This window comes from Rhizobium sophorae (genome assembly GCF_013087515.1).
In the GTDB taxonomy this organism is placed as follows: Bacteria; Pseudomonadota; Alphaproteobacteria; order Rhizobiales; family Rhizobiaceae; genus Rhizobium; species Rhizobium sophorae.
The window spans coordinates 152,561-166,903 of sequence record NZ_JABFCN010000016.1 but is presented as its reverse complement, the minus strand read 5'-3'; the positions used below and the strand labels follow the sequence as shown (position 1 = coordinate 166,903).

Genomic DNA, 14,343 nt, shown 5'->3' with positions numbered 1-14,343 from the left:
CCCTTCCGGATCGAGACTGAAATTGGAACTCAAATGCGGATTTGAAAGAGCCAAATTGTGATATCATTGTGGCTGCCGCATGGCTGAAATTCGATGTTGCTTTGGCGCAACATACACTTCATTAACCCTACTGAAGTGTTAAACTGAAAATACTTATTTTAGGAAATCGCATTCTTAAATAATACATAGAATATCCAGCTCCCGGGCGCAACCACAACGGCCTATTTATATAATCTCCGTCGGCCCCTATATAGTCTGCAGACAGACTCGCGGGATCAGAAGGCAAGATTTTGAAGCACAAAAGACTTCGCTCGGCCCTTATAACAGGGGCTGCTAAAAGAATAGGCCGGACAATCGCCGAAGACCTTGCTGCAAATGGCTTTTCCGTTGCGATCCACGCGAACGGCTCTATCGGTGAGGCCGAAGAGTTGGTGGCGGAATTGCGGCGGAAGGGATATCGGGCGGTCGCCCTGCAGGCCGACCTTAGCGATCTCGGCGAAACGGGCGCGTTGGTCGCGAAGGCGTCGGAAGCGCTCGGGCCGCTCGATCTGCTCGTCAATAATGCGTCCGTCTTCCAGCATGATTCAGCGCGTAGCTTCAATGCCGCCACCTGGGCACTGCACTTCGACCTGCATGTCCGTGCGCCCTCTATCCTTGCGGCAGCCTTCGCGCAGCAGATGCCCGCTGAGGCAGCAGGGCTGATCGTCAATATCATCGACCAGCGGGTTTGGGCGCTGAGGCCCAGCTTCTATTCCTATACCCTCTCCAAATCCGCGCTGTGGACGGCGACACAGACGCTTGCCCAGGCATTGGCGCCACGCATCCGCGTCAATGCCATCGGCCCCGGCCCCTCGATGCCGAGCGAGCGGCAGGCGATGGAGGACTTCCAAGCGCAGGTCTCAGCCCTTATCTTGCAGCGAGGGCCGGCGCTGGAGGAATTCGGACAAACGATTCGCTTCCTTTATGACACGCCCTCGATCACCGGCCAGATGATTGCCCTCGACGGCGGCCAGCACCTCGCCTGGCAGACGCCCGATGTGGCGGAGATTACGGAATGAACGGACGAAAGCTGCCGGATGGCGGCGTTCTCTACGACGACACGGATGAGAGCGAAGACGATATCGAAGTGGAAGGCGACGTTTCCGCCGCCGCCCCGCTTGCGGCGACGGTCGACTGGAATGCGGGCAGCCTCAATGAAACCGGGCTCATCGGCGCGGAATTGATCGGCGAATTCGTCAAGCGGCTGCCGAACAGCCCCGGCGTCTACCGCATGTTCAATGCCGAGGGCGACGTGCTCTATGTCGGCAAGGCGCGCAGCCTGAAGAAGCGCGTCAACAATTACGCCGTCGGCCGCGTGCATTCCAACCGCATCGCCCAGATGGTGCGCCAGACGGCGAATATGGAGTTCGTGACGACGCGCACGGAAACCGAAGCGCTGCTGTTGGAAGCGAATCTGATTAAGCGCTTGCGGCCGCGCTTTAACGTGCTTTTGCGCGACGACAAGTCCTTTCCCTATATTCTCATCACCGGCGACCACCGGGCGCCGGCGATCTTCAAGCATCGCGGTGCGAGAGCGCGAAAAGGCGACTATTTCGGACCCTTCGCTTCGGCCGGCGCGGTCGGGCGGACGATCAATTCGCTGCAGCGCGCCTTCCTGATTCGAACCTGCACCGACAGCGTCTTCGAAACGCGCACCCGACCCTGCCTGCTCTACCAGATCAAGCGCTGTTCCGGTCCGTGCACCCACGAGGTCAGCGATGAGGGGTACGGCGAACTGGTGCAGGAGGCGAAGGACTTCCTGTCCGGCAAGAGCCAGAAGGTGAAGTCGCATATGGCCGAAGCGATGAACCAGGCCGCCGAGGACCTCGACTTCGAGCGGGCGGCGATCTATCGTGATCGCCTGGCGGCGTTGTCGCATGTGCAGAGCCATCAGGGCATCAATCCGGCCGGCGTCGAGGAGGCTGACGTTTTCGCCATCCATCACGAGGGCGGCATCTCCTGCATCCAGGTGTTCTTCTTCCGGACCGGCCAGAACTGGGGCAATCGCGCCTATTTCCCGAAGGCCGATCCGCAGCTTTCGAGCGCCGAAGTGCTGAATTCCTTCCTCGCGCAGTTCTACGACGACAAGCCGGTGCCGAAGCAGATCATGCTGTCGCAGACGGTGGAGGAGCTGGAACTGCTCGCCGCAGCACTCAGCGAAAAGGCCGGCCACAAGGTTTCCATCCTCGTGCCGCAGCGCGGCGAGAAGCGGGATCTGGTCGACCATGTCGTCGGCAATGCACGCGAGGCGCATGGACGAAAGCTTGCCGAAACGGCGTCGCAGTCGCGGCTGCTCGAGGGTTTCAAGGAGACGTTCGGGCTTGCCTATGCACCGCAGCGCATCGAGATCTACGACAACTCGCATATCATGGGCACCAATGCCGTCGGCGGCATGGTGGTCGCGGGACCGGAAGGTTTCGTCAAGAACCAGTATCGCAAGTTCAATATCAAATCGACCGACATCACGCCTGGCGACGACTTCGGCATGATGAAGGAGGTGATGACGCGGCGGTTCTCCCGGCTGATCAAGGAGGAAGGCATTCCTGACCGGACGGCGCAGGTGGCCACGCCCGATGCAGCCGACATGCCCTTCCCGACATGGCCTGATGTGATCCTCATCGACGGTGGCCAGGGGCAGATGACGGCGGTGCGTGCCATCCTTGCCGAACTCGGCATCACCGACAGCGTGACGGCGATCGGCATCGCCAAGGGCGTCGACCGCGACGCCGGGCGCGAACGCTTCTTCCCGCCGGGACGCGAGAGCTTCACCCTGCCGCCGCGTGATCCGGTGCTCTATTTCATCCAGCGCATGCGCGACGAGGCGCACCGTTTCGCGATCGGCTCGCACCGGGCACGGCGCAAGAAGGAAATGATCAAGAACCCGCTCGACGAGATCGGCGGCATCGGCCCATCGCGCAAACGCGCGTTGCTCCAGCATTTCGGCACTGCGAAGGCGGTTTCGCGCGCCGCCCTGTCCGACCTGATGGCGGTGGAAGGCATATCGGAAGCGGTCGCCAGGCAGGTCTACAATCATTTCCACGACGACGCCGCGAAATAACCGGCGTCCGTCGCAAATTCCACGCAAAGGCGGTGAAAAGACAGAAAGAATATTGACGGTCCGCAGCCAAAGCCGTCATCTACCGCATCGGCCCGAGCATGATGCGGAGGGTCTAAAGTGTTACAGCGTCGTTTGCGCGTCTGAAAAGCCGCGCGGCGCTGTAGCAGCGCATCAATTCAGAGAAACGATCCCATGGCATCGCGTGCGTACAGCATTCCCAATCTTCTGACCTACGGCCGCATCCTCGCCGTACCGCTGATCGTTCTCTGCTTCTTCATCGAGGGCAGGCTGTCGATCAGCAACACGGCGCGTTGGGTGGCGCTGTGGATCTTCGTCATCGCCTCGCTCACCGATTTCCTCGACGGTTATCTCGCGCGCATCTGGAACCAGACGTCGAATATCGGCCGTATGCTCGATCCGATCGCCGACAAGCTGCTGGTCGCCTCGATCCTTCTCCTGGTCGCGGCCGACCAGACCATCGCCGGCTGGTCGATCTGGGCGGCGATCACCATTCTCTGCCGCGAGATCTTGGTGTCGGGACTGCGCGAATATCTGGCGGCGCTGAAGGTCAGCGTACCGGTGACGCGGATCGCCAAGTGGAAGACGACGCTGCAGCTCGTCGCCATCGCCTTCCTGCTCGCCGGCCCGGCCGGCGATGAGATTTTCCCCTATACGACGCAGACCGGCATCGCGCTGCTGTGGATCGCGGCGCTGCTGACCATCTATACCGGCTACGACTATTTCCGCGCCGGGGTGAAACATATCGTGGATGACGAGGAATGACTCGGCTTGTCTATTTCGCCTGGGTGCGCGAGCGCATCGGCAAGGGCGAGGAGGAGATCGACCTCCCCTCCTCCGTCGTCACCGTTGACGATCTGTTGAATCATTTGAAGACGCTGGGCGAAGAATATGAGACCGCACTTCAATATCCCGACGTGATCCGCGTGGCGCTCGACATGGAGCATGTCGAGCATGACGAGCCAATATCGGGCGCGAAAGAGATCGGTATATTTCCGCCGATGACGGGGGGATGAGGCGGTGATGGTGGTGCCGTGTTGCTACCCCCCTCTGTCCTGCCGGACATCTCCCCCACAAGGAGGGAGATTGGCTGGAAGCACGGATTTCCTCAAACAATCGACGTTTCAGCCCGGCAAAACTTTGGATGGGTACGATGGTCAAGCCGCCCGTAATCTCCCTCCTTGTGGGGGAGATGCCCGGCAGGGCAGAGGGGGGGGGGTGCGGCACGCCCTCTCCACAGCCTTCGCTACAGCCTCAAAGCAGTTGGGGATGTTATCATGACCGTCACCCCCACCATCCGCGTCCAGCATGAAGACTTCGACCTGCGAGCCGAGGTCGACCTGCTCTCCAAGGACAAAGCCGGCATCGGCGCCGTCGTCACCTTCTCCGGCCTCTGCCGCGATGAAGGCGGCACGTTGGCTGCCCTCGAACTCGAGCACTATCCCGGCATGGCGGAAGCGGAGATGCGGCGCATCGGCGATCTCGCCATCGCCCGTTTCGGGCTTCTCGGGCTCACCGCCATCCACCGTTACGGAAAGATCGCCGCCGGCGAGAATATCGTGCTCGTCGTCGCAGCCGCGCCGCACCGGCAGGCGGCGTTCGACGGCGCCAATTTCGTCATGGATTTCCTGAAGACCGCAGCCCCCTTCTGGAAGAAGGAGCACGCCAGGGATGGCGCCACCGGCGACTGGGTCGCGGCGAAAGACGCCGACGACACGGCGCGCGACAAGTGGAAGTAAATTCGTAAATTAGAGCACCACTCGCTCCCTGCGGCTCATGACCAAGAGCAGGACGAGCAGCGAGAAGACGACCAGATCCCGCCAGACGAAGGGGCCGTAGGCGCCCCACATGGTTTCGACGACGGCGAGCCCGGCAGCGCCGCCTGCCGAGCGCAGCGGATCGGAATAGCCGCCGACGGCTGCGATCAGCAGCACCTTCAGCCCGAACATCAGACCGGCGCCGAAATCCATCGAGCCGTAATAGAAGGTCGCGAGGATGCCGCAGATCGTGGCGACGAGGGCTGCGGCCCCATAGGCGAGCAGAAAGACGCGGTCGGCGCTGGTGCCGCAGAGTTCGGCTGCCAGCGGATCATCGGTGACGGCGCGCCAGACGCGGCCCCAGGCCGTGCGTCTGAGGATCAGCGTACCCACCCCGACAATGGCGCACATCAGTGCGGTGTTGATCAGCTGGATATGGGTGAGCGTCACCTTGAACGGGCCGTCGCTCCAGAAGACGACCGTGTCGTTCAGGAATGGCGGCAACCAGATGGCGCGGGTATTGGCAGCAAGCCTGGCCGTTTCCATCAGTACGATCATGATGCCGAGGGCAGCGACGATGACCGTATTCGGTGATTTGTTGACCAGCGGCAGCATGATCGAACGGCCGATCCATAGGCCCGCCGCCAGCGAATAGACGATCGAAGCGCAGGCGCCGACGGCAAGCGCCGCCGGCAGCACCAGCCAAAACCTGACATAGGCGAGTTCGGTGAAGAGCAGCAGGATCTGGCCCGCGAAGGCAAAGATCGCCCCATAGGTGATGTCGGCCCGCTTCGTCACGCCGAAGGCGACGGCATAACCGAAGGCAAGCGCCGCATAGAGGGCGGCAAGCGGAACCGCATTCGCCAGCTGCTGCAGAAGATAGGCCATTCGAGACACTCCGCGTCACCAAAATTATAACTGGTAAAACCAATTTCACCAGTTATAATTTCATCATGAGCTTTTCCTGGACCCCTCACCGCTTTGCCGGCGGCGCACTGGCGCTCGATGTCGTCAACAGCGTGGTTCTGCGCCACGATGCAACGCGGCGGATCGACCGTTTCGCGGTCAGGGACCAGATGCGCAGCTTTCCGCGCGCCGCCGCCGAATTCTGCGCCGAGCGCGCCCTCTTCGGCGACATCGCACCGGTGGCGGCGGAAAACGAACCGGATTTCATCGCGCTGCGGGAAGCGATCGACCTCTATTTCCGCGAGCGTATACTGAATGGCGGCGACGACCAATTGCTGGCTAGGCTGCTGGAAGCGCTGGCGAAGACATTGCGCCACGCGGGCCCCGACAGCCTGGCTGCGGCGACCGCCCATTCGGCACTGCGGCTGATCGCCATGCCCGATCCGGAACGCATGAAGATCTGCGGCAATTGCGGCTGGCTGTTCATCGACCGCAGCAAGAACAGGAGCCGGGCCTGGTGCGACATGGCGGTCTGCGGCAACCGCGCCAAGGCGAACCGTCACTATCGCCGCAAGAAGGAGGAGACGCCATGAGAAACTATTGGATCGTGATGGCGGCAGCCGCCGCCCTTCTGCTTTCCGCCTGTCAACGCCAGGCTGAAAACCTGGTCGAGGTCACCGGCCATCTCTTCGTCTTCAACTATCGGGTGGCGAGCGCCACCTATCTGCTGACGCTGAAGAAGACCGGCCCCATCCCCGACGGTTCGATCATTATCGCCGAATTCGAAAATCCTGAAGGGGGCGATCCGCTGGTGCTGAACCAGAAGATCTATCCGATCGACGACAAGATTGCGCTGCAGAGCGAAAACCTGCACTGCGTGCGCAAGGACCGCCCCTATTCCGTGAGTGTCCGGCTGGTCGACAAGGATGGCAAGGTGCTGCAGGAATTGAAGACGCAGTTCCGGTCCGACCTCGATCAGACCGTCCTGCCGAGCAAGCCGCTCGTCGTCGGCGCGCTTTATGACAAGAACCCCGAGGTCTTCAAGCCTGACGGCAGCGTCGATTTCTCGAATACCGACAAATGCCCGGCATAGAGAAAGGCATAGAAAAAGCCGGAGCAAGGCCCCGGCTTTCGAGAGTCAATTCAAGGTATTGCCGGCGAATGCCGAAGCGTGGCCTCAGCCGACGATTTCGGTATCGGAGAACCAGTACTTGATTTCCTGGGCAGCCGTCTCCGGAGCATCCGAGCCGTGAACGGAATTTTCGCCGATCGACAGAGCGTGAACCTTGCGGATCGTGCCTTCGTCAGCGTTTGCCGGGTTGGTGGCGCCCATGATCTCGCGGTTCTTGAGGATCGCGCCTTCGCCTTCCAGCACCTGGACGATGGTCGGGCCGGAGGTCATGCCTTCGACCAGTTCGCCGAAGAAGGGACGATCCTTGTGAACGGCGTAGAAACCTTCGGCTTCGCGACGGCTCATCCAGACGCGCTTGGAAGCGACGACACGCAGGCCGGCATCTTCGAGCATCTTGGTGATGGCGCCCGTCAGGTTGCGCTTCGTTGCATCCGGCTTGATCATCGAGAAGGTGCGTTCAATCGCCATAGTCAAATCCTCTGTTTTCTCGGGAAAAGTGGGCGGTCTTTACCCGCCCCAACGTCCGAAAACAAGAGGTAGGCGGCAATTTCACGCCGCTGTCACAGTCCGGCCGCGGCTTTGGTGGAGACTGAGGCAGCGTTCGAACCAGGCCATGACGGGATCGTCGGCGGCTAGCATGGCGAGACCGGCGGAGACACGCAGCCATTGCAGCGCGCCGAAGACGATATAGTCGGCAAAGAGCGGTGTCTGCCCACCGATGAAGGACTGGAACTTCAGCATGTGCCGCAGCGGCTCCAGTTTGGCGCCGAAGACAGCCTTCTCCGCCTCGCTGTCGGCGGCAACCACTTCCAAAGGCTTGCCAAGCCGAGCCTCCCGGCTTTGACGGAAATAGGCCTTGTCTTCCTCGTCGAGGTTCGCATGGATGTCGAGAAGGGCGATGCGCATGATCGCCGGATGGATGATCATCTGCGAATAACCTTCCACCATGCGCGACAGCGCCTTGCCGCCCTCGCCGTTGAACAGTGACGGCCGCTCGGGATAGGCCTCCTCCAGATAGAGGGCGATGTCGAAACTGTCGGGGATCAGCCGGCCATTGTCGTCGAGAACGGGCACGATCGACGAGACACCGCCGCCGATCGCGCGGATGCGGGCATAGGTCGTCGGAATCTCCTCGAAATCGAGCCCCTTATGCGCCAGCGCCATCACCGCTTTCCAGCAATGCGGCGAAAAGAAGCGCCGCTCGTCGGCGCCGCAGAGGGAATAGAGGGCTCTGGTCATGACAGTCCTTTCGAGATCTCAGCTCTATCCATTCCACGACAGAAAGCGCCTGCAATCAAATCAGGAAATTTCATGGCGTCATCACTCGGCTTTCTAAGGAAAAAGGCTAGACTGCCGATACGACACGGGAGGGGACAGGATGCTCAGACATTACAGGATGTTCGCCGCCTACAATCGCTGGGCCAACACGCAAGTCTATGCGGCTGCGGCCGAACTCAGCGATGCAGAGTTCCGCAATGATTGCGGCGCCTTCTTCGGCTCGCTGCATCGCACGCTCAATCATCTGCTCGTCGCCGACCGGATATGGATGAAGCGCTTCACCGGCACCGGCGAAGCGCCGACGACACTCGATGCCGTACTCTTTGAAGAGCTGGACACGCTGGCCGCCGCCCGCAAGGCAGAAGACGAGCGGATCATTGCCTGGACGGACATGCTGGATGAGGCAACGCTTGCTGCCAACTTCACCTATGTCACGGTGGTAAAGCCGGCCGAGATCACCCAGCCGCTGGCATCGGCGCTCGCGCATTTCTTCAACCACCAGACCCATCATCGCGGCCAGTGCCATATGACGCTGACGGCGCTCGGCAAGCAGAGCCTCATGCTGGATCTCATCTACTTCCTGCGCAACGAGGGCCGCGAGTGGATGTGAAGCCCGATCTAAATTAGAAAAATTAGAACATGATGTCATCCAAAACCGCCTACACTTTTCGGCATCATGTTCTGACATCAACACTGAATTAACCGCCTTTGCCAGTTCCACCCGCCAATCCCGGGCTTCCCGTTCAAAATTCAGCCTCTCTTAAAAGCTTGCGGGCATAGCGGATGTGAGAGATGAGGCCGGGTCGCGAGGGATCGTCATGCAGAATGCAAGCGCAAACGCATTGGCGCCGCGCGCCGCGCCGATGGCGAATATTCAGAAGATCGCCCAGCACATGGCGCGCCTGAACGTCGCCGCGCTGCCGCGCAATTACGAACTCTTTCACGAGGCGATCGTCGGGCTCAATGCCGGCCTTGCGCAGGATATCGCCGCACTCGGATCCCAGCCACAACAGCCGATGCTCGACGAACTCGGCCTGAAATACCGCCTCGTCGGCCATTGCGGGCTGGCGGGCGAGACATCCCGAAACGAGGCGAGCCGGATGCTGCGCGACGTGGCGGAAAGGCTTGCCGAAGGGCTGAAGCACAAGAATGCCTTTGCGCGCGCCTGCGGCACTATCCTGAAATCCGTTTCCGGCCATGACGATCAGAGCCTTGCCGCCTTCCTCAGCGAGATCGACTATCTCACTGCCTCGCTTTCGACCGTTCTTGCAGCGGAGATGGAAATCGGCGCGAAGCTGCAGGACGATATCAAGACGCTGGAAACGCTAGAGCGCGGCATTTCGGCGATGCAATCGGCGGCGATCGCCGACAGGATCACCGGGCTTCCGAACCGCATCGCGCTGAACCGGACGATGGCCGATCTCTACGCGCGTGAAGAAGGTGCCGCTGGTAGCGCGCTGATCATGGTCGATATCGACAATTTCACCGATCTCAACGACAAATACGGCACCCAGGCTGGCAACAAGCTCCTGAAGAAGCTCGCCGGCCTGTTCAGCAAGTCGGTCAAGAAAAACGATTTCGTCGCCCGCACAGAGGCTGACGAATTCGCCCTGTTGTTTTCCAATGTCGGCATGCAGGATGCGATGACGATTGCCGAGCGCCTGCGCGCCTCCGTCGAAGACAATCTGGTCTTTGCGACATCCGACAAAGCCGATCCCGGCAGGCTCACCATCTCGATCGGCGTGGCGCTCAGCACCGATGCGGCAACGCCGGGACAATTGCAGGCCAATGCCCGCGTGGCGCTTCTCGCCGCGCAGTCGAACCCCCGGCAACCGGTGCAGGCTTTCGGCCGCTGAGGCGGCGGACAAAGCACGCTTGCTGTGGGACAAGCGCGCTTGCGGTGGGACAAACAAAGCTTGTCCCGGGGACAAGCAAGCTTGTCAGCGCACAAGCAAGCTTGGCGCGGGGATAAGCGCTCTTGCCTTGGCGAGCGCTTTCGGCCAAAACGCCGGCCATGATCACGCTCACCGATATTTCCGCCCGCATCGCCGGGCGCCTGCTTCTCGACAATGCCAGCGTTTCGCTGCCTTCAGGCACGAAGGCCGGGCTCGTCGGGCGCAACGGCGCCGGCAAGTCCACGCTTTTTCGTGTCATCACCGGCGATCTTGGCTCGGAGAGCGGAACGGTGTCTATCCCCAAGGCCGCACGCATCGGCCAGGTGGCGCAGGAGGCACCGGCAACCGAAGACGCCCTGATCGAAATCGTGCTTGCCGCGGATAAGGAACGCACCGCCCTCGTTGCCGAGGCGGAAACGGCAACCGATCCGCATCGCATCGCCGAAATCCAGATGCGCCTTGTCGATATCGACGCGCATTCGGCCGAAGCGCGCGCGGCGAGCATTCTTGCCGGCCTCGGCTTCGACAAGGAAGCGCAAGCCCGCCCCGCCTCCTCCTTTTCCGGCGGCTGGCGCATGCGCGTCGCCCTTGCCGCCGTGCTGTTTTCCGAGCCGGACCTGCTCCTGCTCGACGAGCCGACCAACTATCTCGACCTCGAAGGCACGCTGTGGCTGGAAGATTATGTCAGGCGCTATCCGCACACCGTCATCATCATCAGCCACGATCGCGACCTCCTGAACAACGCGGTCAATGCGATCGTCCATCTCGACCAGAAGAAGCTCACCTTCTATCGCGGCGGATATGACCAGTTCGAGCGGCAAAAGGCTGAGGCCGACGAGCTGCAGACGAAGGCCAAGGCCAAGAACGACGCGGCACGCAAACATCTGCAGGGCTTCATCGATCGCTTCAAGGCCAAGGCTTCCAAGGCCCGGCAGGCACAATCGCGCGTCAAGGCGCTCGAGCGCATGGGAACGGTGGCGGCGGTGATCGAGGACCACGTACAGCCGATCACTTTTCCCGAGCCGGAAAAGCAGCCGGCCTCGCCGATCGTCGCGATCCAGAGCGGCGCCGTCGGCTACGAGCCCGGCAATCCGATCCTGAAGAACCTCAATCTGCGCATCGACAATGACGACCGTATCGCCCTGCTCGGCTCGAACGGCAACGGCAAGTCGACCTTCGCCAAGTTCATCTCCGGCCGGCTTGCGCCAGAAAGCGGAGAAGTGAAGATCGCGCCGAGCCTGAAGATCGGCTTCTTCGCGCAGCACCAGCTCGACGACCTCATTCCCGAGCAATCGGCGGTGGAGCATGTGCGCCGGCTGATGCCCGGTGCACCGGAAGCCAAGGTGCGCGCCCGCGTCGCCCAGATGGGGCTTGCGACCGAGAAGATGGCGACGGCCGCCAAGGATCTCTCCGGCGGCGAAAAAGCCCGACTGCTGATGGGGCTTGCCGCCTTCAATGCGCCCAATCTGCTGATCCTCGACGAGCCGACCAACCACCTCGACATCGACAGCCGCCGCGCGCTGATCGAGGCGCTGAACGACTACGAAGGCGCCGTCATCCTGATTTCGCATGATCGTCACCTGATCGAGGCGACGGTCGATCGGTTGTGGCTGGTCAATGGCGGCACGGTGACGACCTTCGAAGGCGATATGGACGAGTACCGCGACCTGATCGTCAGTTCCGGTAAAAAAAAAGAAGAAAAGCCGCAGCTAGCTGAAGACGCGACGTCAAAGGCCGACCAGCGCAAGCTCAATGCCGAACGTCGCGCCTCGCTGACGCCGCTCAGGAAAAAGATCAACGAAATCGAATCCTTGACGGCGAAGCTGGAGAAACAGATTCAGGCGCTTGACGCGGAACTTGCGGATCCGGCCCTTTATGAGAAGACGCCCGCCAAGGCGGCCGAGAAGGCAAAGCAGCGCGGCGAAGCTGCGGCGAAATTGGCTGCCGCCGAGGAAGACTGGCTGATGCTGTCTGCCGAATACGAAGAAGCGATGGCGGGTTAGCCACAGGGTGACACTGAAGTTCAAGAAGACCGATGTGCCCAACACCGTCGTCGCCTCGGCCGACTTCGTGACGATCCGCTAAGGCGGGTTGCCAAATCGGGACCGGCTGCCTAGATCTGTCCGACGTCAACGGAAGCCGGCAGGTCGGATATGAACCTTCATCTCGAAACGGACGACGATCCGCGCACCCGCCAGTTCATCGACGAGCACAACCGGGTTTCCGACGCGGCACTGAGAACACCTGAATTCGAGAGGGATCGCGACGCGATCAAGGCGCTGATCGAGCGGCAGGACAGGCTGATCGTTCCGATGTGCCGAGGCGAATGGCTGTTCGATTTCCGCCAGAGCAAGGACAATCCCCTTGGCATCTGGCTGCGCCTGCCGGCAGATCAGGAGCCGCTGCCGGACGCCGCCTGGGAGCCGGTCTTCGATCTCGACGCCTTCTGCGTCAGCGAAGGCAAGCGCTGGAATTGGCGCGGCGCCGTCACCTGCCCATGGGAGCCGACGCGGGTGCTGCTCACGCTTTCGGACGGCGGCTCCGACCTTCTCCGGCTGCTCGAATTCGACGCGGAGCGAAAACAGGTCGTCGAGGGCGGCTTCGATACACCGGCCGCACGATCGCATGCCACCTGGCTGAGCCGTGACGAAATCTGCTATTTCGGTTCCATCGACAGATTTTCGGCGACCCGCTCCGGATGGCCGCGCGTCGGACGGCGATTGAAGCGCGGGCAGCGACCGGAAGATGCCGCCGTCATGTTCGAAGCCGCAGACGAGGACGTCTACGGCTTCAATCTCGTCATCGACCCTGCCCTATCAGGCGCTTCGGCGGATCGCGGTTTGATCGATATTTTCGTCGCCGCCCACGAGATCGGCGTCGCGAGCGCTTTCCTGATCGCCAACAATGGCACACAGCGGCGCATCGATCTGCCTAAGGAAGCCGATTTCCAGTTCAATCATGATCATTGCCTTTGGCGGGCAAAGACCGATGAGCGCGTTGCGACCGGCAGCCTCGTGCTACAACGCTTCGATCCCGCCTCGGAGACGGCCCTGCTCGGGCCGGAGCGGATCCTGTTTCAGCCTGCCGAGGGCCAGTCCATCGCGCAGATGATGCTGATGCAGGAGTGGTGCGTCTTCATCATCTCCGATCGGCTGCGTCCGCGTCTCATGGTGCTGGACCTGACAAGGCCCGATGCCGAACAGCGCGAGATCGCACTGCCGGCGGATATGCAGACGGTTCACTTCAGGCCGCTTCATGCAGATCTGCATCTTGGCGACGACACGCTCCACATCGTCGGCCAGGGCTTCCTGCAGCCGCCCGTCTGTTACCGTCTCGCGCTGTCGGATCGCAGCAAGCTGGCCGAGCCGATTTTCGTCGCCGCGGCGCCGAGCTATTTCGATGCGACCGATATGTCATCCGAACTGCTGGAGGCTGTTTCCGAGGACGGAACGAGGGTTACCTATCGGCTCGTCCTGCCGAAGCAGTGGACCAAGGGCGCGCTGCCGGTATTGCTTTACGGCTATGGCGGCTTCGATGTCCCGTTGTCGCCAAACTATTCCGGCGTGACAGGACGCTGGCTGGAACAAGGCGGCGCCTATGTGCAGGCTTATATTCGCGGCGGCGGCGAATTCGGGCCTGACTGGTATCGCAGTGCCAAGCGGCAGGGGCGAGACCGGGCCTTTGCCGATTTCGTCGCCATCGCTCGCGATCTCGTCGCCCGCGGCTATACAGTGCCGTCGCGGATCGCCTGCCAGGGCGGCAGCAATGGCGGTCTGCTGACCGGCGTGATGCTGACGCGCTATCCCGACGATTTCGGCGCCGTCTGGTGCCAGGTGCCGGTCCTTGACATGACCCGTTTCCACCTGTTCAGCGCAGGGCAAGCCTGGATGGACGAATACGGCGATCCGGAGACGCCGGTGGACCGGGATTTTATGCTCGGCTATTCGCCGCTTCACAATGTCAGGCCGGCGACCGAGGTCAGCTATCCGCCGATCTATGTCGAAAGCTCCGCCAATGACGACCGCGTGCATCCCTCGCATGCGCGCCGCTTTGCCGCGCGGCTGGAGGAAGAAGGACACCGGCCGCTCTTCCATGAATTCGGCTCCGGCGGGCATGGCGGCGACGGTAATTCCGAAGAGCGCGCCGCCCGCGCGGCGATGGGTTACAGCTTCCTTCGCCAAACCATCATGCGATAGGATGCCATAGAATGGAGGAGGAGAGCTTGTCGGCACGCCTCTTTCTGATACAAACGCGTCAATA

At 61.5% G+C, this 14,343-nt stretch carries 14 protein-coding genes; 11 read left to right on the top strand and 3 right to left on the bottom strand.

The annotated features are described in order from the left end of the window. Positions 1-290 precede the first annotated feature (290 nt). The 5 genes from G9X64_RS10280 to G9X64_RS10260 all read left to right on the top strand — a co-directional run bounded on the left by G9X64_RS10280 (position 291) and on the right by G9X64_RS10260 (position 4,854). On the top strand, positions 291-1,058 hold the full coding sequence (locus G9X64_RS10280; protein WP_168309821.1) for an SDR family oxidoreductase: 768 nt from the start codon (positions 291-293) through the stop codon (positions 1,056-1,058). Then, positions 1,055-3,097 (top strand): excinuclease ABC subunit UvrC, encoded by a 2,043-nt coding sequence (uvrC, locus tag G9X64_RS10275; protein ID WP_171376515.1) that lies wholly within the window; start codon positions 1,055-1,057, stop codon positions 3,095-3,097. Before G9X64_RS10280 ends, uvrC begins: the two co-directional genes overlap by 4 nt. Before the next feature lie 192 nt (positions 3,098-3,289). Beyond that, a complete protein-coding gene (pgsA, locus tag G9X64_RS10270; protein WP_003547103.1) occupies positions 3,290-3,880 on the top strand; it encodes a CDP-diacylglycerol--glycerol-3-phosphate 3-phosphatidyltransferase in 591 nt (196 codons plus the stop codon). Then, the gene (gene moaD / locus G9X64_RS10265) at positions 3,877-4,131 is read left to right on the top strand and encodes a molybdopterin converting factor subunit 1 (protein WP_168316275.1); all 255 of its coding nucleotides are present in this window, start codon (positions 3,877-3,879) and stop codon (positions 4,129-4,131) included. The genes pgsA and moaD overlap by 4 nt, the downstream gene beginning before the upstream one ends. A gap of 261 nt (positions 4,132-4,392) precedes the next feature. Then, positions 4,393-4,854, top strand: coding sequence for a molybdenum cofactor biosynthesis protein MoaE (locus tag G9X64_RS10260; protein ID WP_168316274.1), 462 nt, complete (start codon positions 4,393-4,395; stop codon positions 4,852-4,854). Positions 4,855-4,863: 9 nt separating this feature from the next. On the opposite strand, the gene G9X64_RS10255 is transcribed toward G9X64_RS10260, so the two are convergent. After that, on the bottom strand, positions 4,864-5,760 hold the full coding sequence (locus G9X64_RS10255; RefSeq protein ID WP_171376514.1) for a branched-chain amino acid ABC transporter permease: 897 nt from the start codon (positions 5,758-5,760) through the stop codon (positions 4,864-4,866). Positions 5,761-5,825: 65 nt separating this feature from the next. On the opposite strand from G9X64_RS10255, the gene G9X64_RS10250 reads away from it, so the two are divergent. After that, positions 5,826-6,371 (top strand): CGNR zinc finger domain-containing protein, encoded by a 546-nt coding sequence (locus G9X64_RS10250; protein WP_171376513.1) that lies wholly within the window; start codon positions 5,826-5,828, stop codon positions 6,369-6,371. Beyond that, positions 6,368-6,871 (top strand): hypothetical protein, encoded by a 504-nt coding sequence (locus G9X64_RS10245; protein WP_011651264.1) that lies wholly within the window; start codon positions 6,368-6,370, stop codon positions 6,869-6,871. Before G9X64_RS10250 ends, G9X64_RS10245 begins: the two co-directional genes overlap by 4 nt. 84 nt (positions 6,872-6,955) lie before the next feature. Here the strand turns inward: G9X64_RS10245 and ndk are convergent, their stop codons facing one another. Both ndk and G9X64_RS10235 read right to left on the bottom strand, forming a co-directional pair. Next, positions 6,956-7,378, bottom strand: coding sequence for a nucleoside-diphosphate kinase (ndk, locus tag G9X64_RS10240; protein WP_003547097.1), 423 nt, complete (start codon positions 7,376-7,378; stop codon positions 6,956-6,958). An 81-nt stretch (positions 7,379-7,459) separates the two neighbouring features. Next, the gene (locus G9X64_RS10235) at positions 7,460-8,149 is read right to left on the bottom strand and encodes a glutathione S-transferase family protein (protein WP_171376512.1); all 690 of its coding nucleotides are present in this window, start codon (positions 8,147-8,149) and stop codon (positions 7,460-7,462) included. Positions 8,150-8,288: 139 nt separating this feature from the next. On the opposite strand from G9X64_RS10235, the gene G9X64_RS10230 reads away from it, so the two are divergent. From G9X64_RS10230 to G9X64_RS10215, 4 genes are all read left to right on the top strand, one after another. Beyond that, positions 8,289-8,798, top strand: coding sequence for a DinB family protein (locus G9X64_RS10230; protein ID WP_171376511.1), 510 nt, complete (start codon positions 8,289-8,291; stop codon positions 8,796-8,798). Positions 8,799-9,006: 208 nt separating this feature from the next. Beyond that, a complete protein-coding gene (locus G9X64_RS10225; RefSeq protein ID WP_171376510.1) occupies positions 9,007-10,044 on the top strand; it encodes a GGDEF domain-containing protein in 1,038 nt (345 codons plus the stop codon). A 158-nt stretch (positions 10,045-10,202) separates the two neighbouring features. Continuing rightward, a complete protein-coding gene (locus tag G9X64_RS10220; RefSeq protein ID WP_168309812.1) occupies positions 10,203-12,086 on the top strand; it encodes an ABC-F family ATP-binding cassette domain-containing protein in 1,884 nt (627 codons plus the stop codon). A gap of 150 nt (positions 12,087-12,236) precedes the next feature. After that, positions 12,237-14,279 (top strand): prolyl oligopeptidase family serine peptidase, encoded by a 2,043-nt coding sequence (locus G9X64_RS10215; RefSeq protein WP_168309811.1) that lies wholly within the window; start codon positions 12,237-12,239, stop codon positions 14,277-14,279. Positions 14,280-14,343: the final 64 nt, after the last annotated feature.

Coding starts and splice junctions, on each gene's coding strand:
- ndk (WP_003547097.1), bottom strand. CDS start 7,378: ATGGCGATTGAACGCACCTTCTCGATGATCAAGCCGGATGCAACGAAG.
- G9X64_RS10260 (WP_168316274.1), top strand. CDS start 4,393: ATGACCGTCACCCCCACCATCCGCGTCCAGCATGAAGACTTCGACCTG.
- pgsA (WP_003547103.1), top strand. CDS start 3,290: ATGGCATCGCGTGCGTACAGCATTCCCAATCTTCTGACCTACGGCCGC.
- G9X64_RS10245 (WP_011651264.1), top strand. CDS start 6,368: ATGAGAAACTATTGGATCGTGATGGCGGCAGCCGCCGCCCTTCTGCTT.
- G9X64_RS10230 (WP_171376511.1), top strand. CDS start 8,289: ATGCTCAGACATTACAGGATGTTCGCCGCCTACAATCGCTGGGCCAAC.
- G9X64_RS10220 (WP_168309812.1), top strand. CDS start 10,203: ATGATCACGCTCACCGATATTTCCGCCCGCATCGCCGGGCGCCTGCTT.
- G9X64_RS10250 (WP_171376513.1), top strand. CDS start 5,826: ATGAGCTTTTCCTGGACCCCTCACCGCTTTGCCGGCGGCGCACTGGCG.
- moaD (WP_168316275.1), top strand. CDS start 3,877: ATGACTCGGCTTGTCTATTTCGCCTGGGTGCGCGAGCGCATCGGCAAG.
- G9X64_RS10235 (WP_171376512.1), bottom strand. CDS start 8,149: ATGACCAGAGCCCTCTATTCCCTCTGCGGCGCCGACGAGCGGCGCTTC.
- G9X64_RS10215 (WP_168309811.1), top strand. CDS start 12,237: ATGAACCTTCATCTCGAAACGGACGACGATCCGCGCACCCGCCAGTTC.
- G9X64_RS10255 (WP_171376514.1), bottom strand. CDS start 5,760: ATGGCCTATCTTCTGCAGCAGCTGGCGAATGCGGTTCCGCTTGCCGCC.
- uvrC (WP_171376515.1), top strand. CDS start 1,055: ATGAACGGACGAAAGCTGCCGGATGGCGGCGTTCTCTACGACGACACG.
- G9X64_RS10225 (WP_171376510.1), top strand. CDS start 9,007: ATGCAGAATGCAAGCGCAAACGCATTGGCGCCGCGCGCCGCGCCGATG.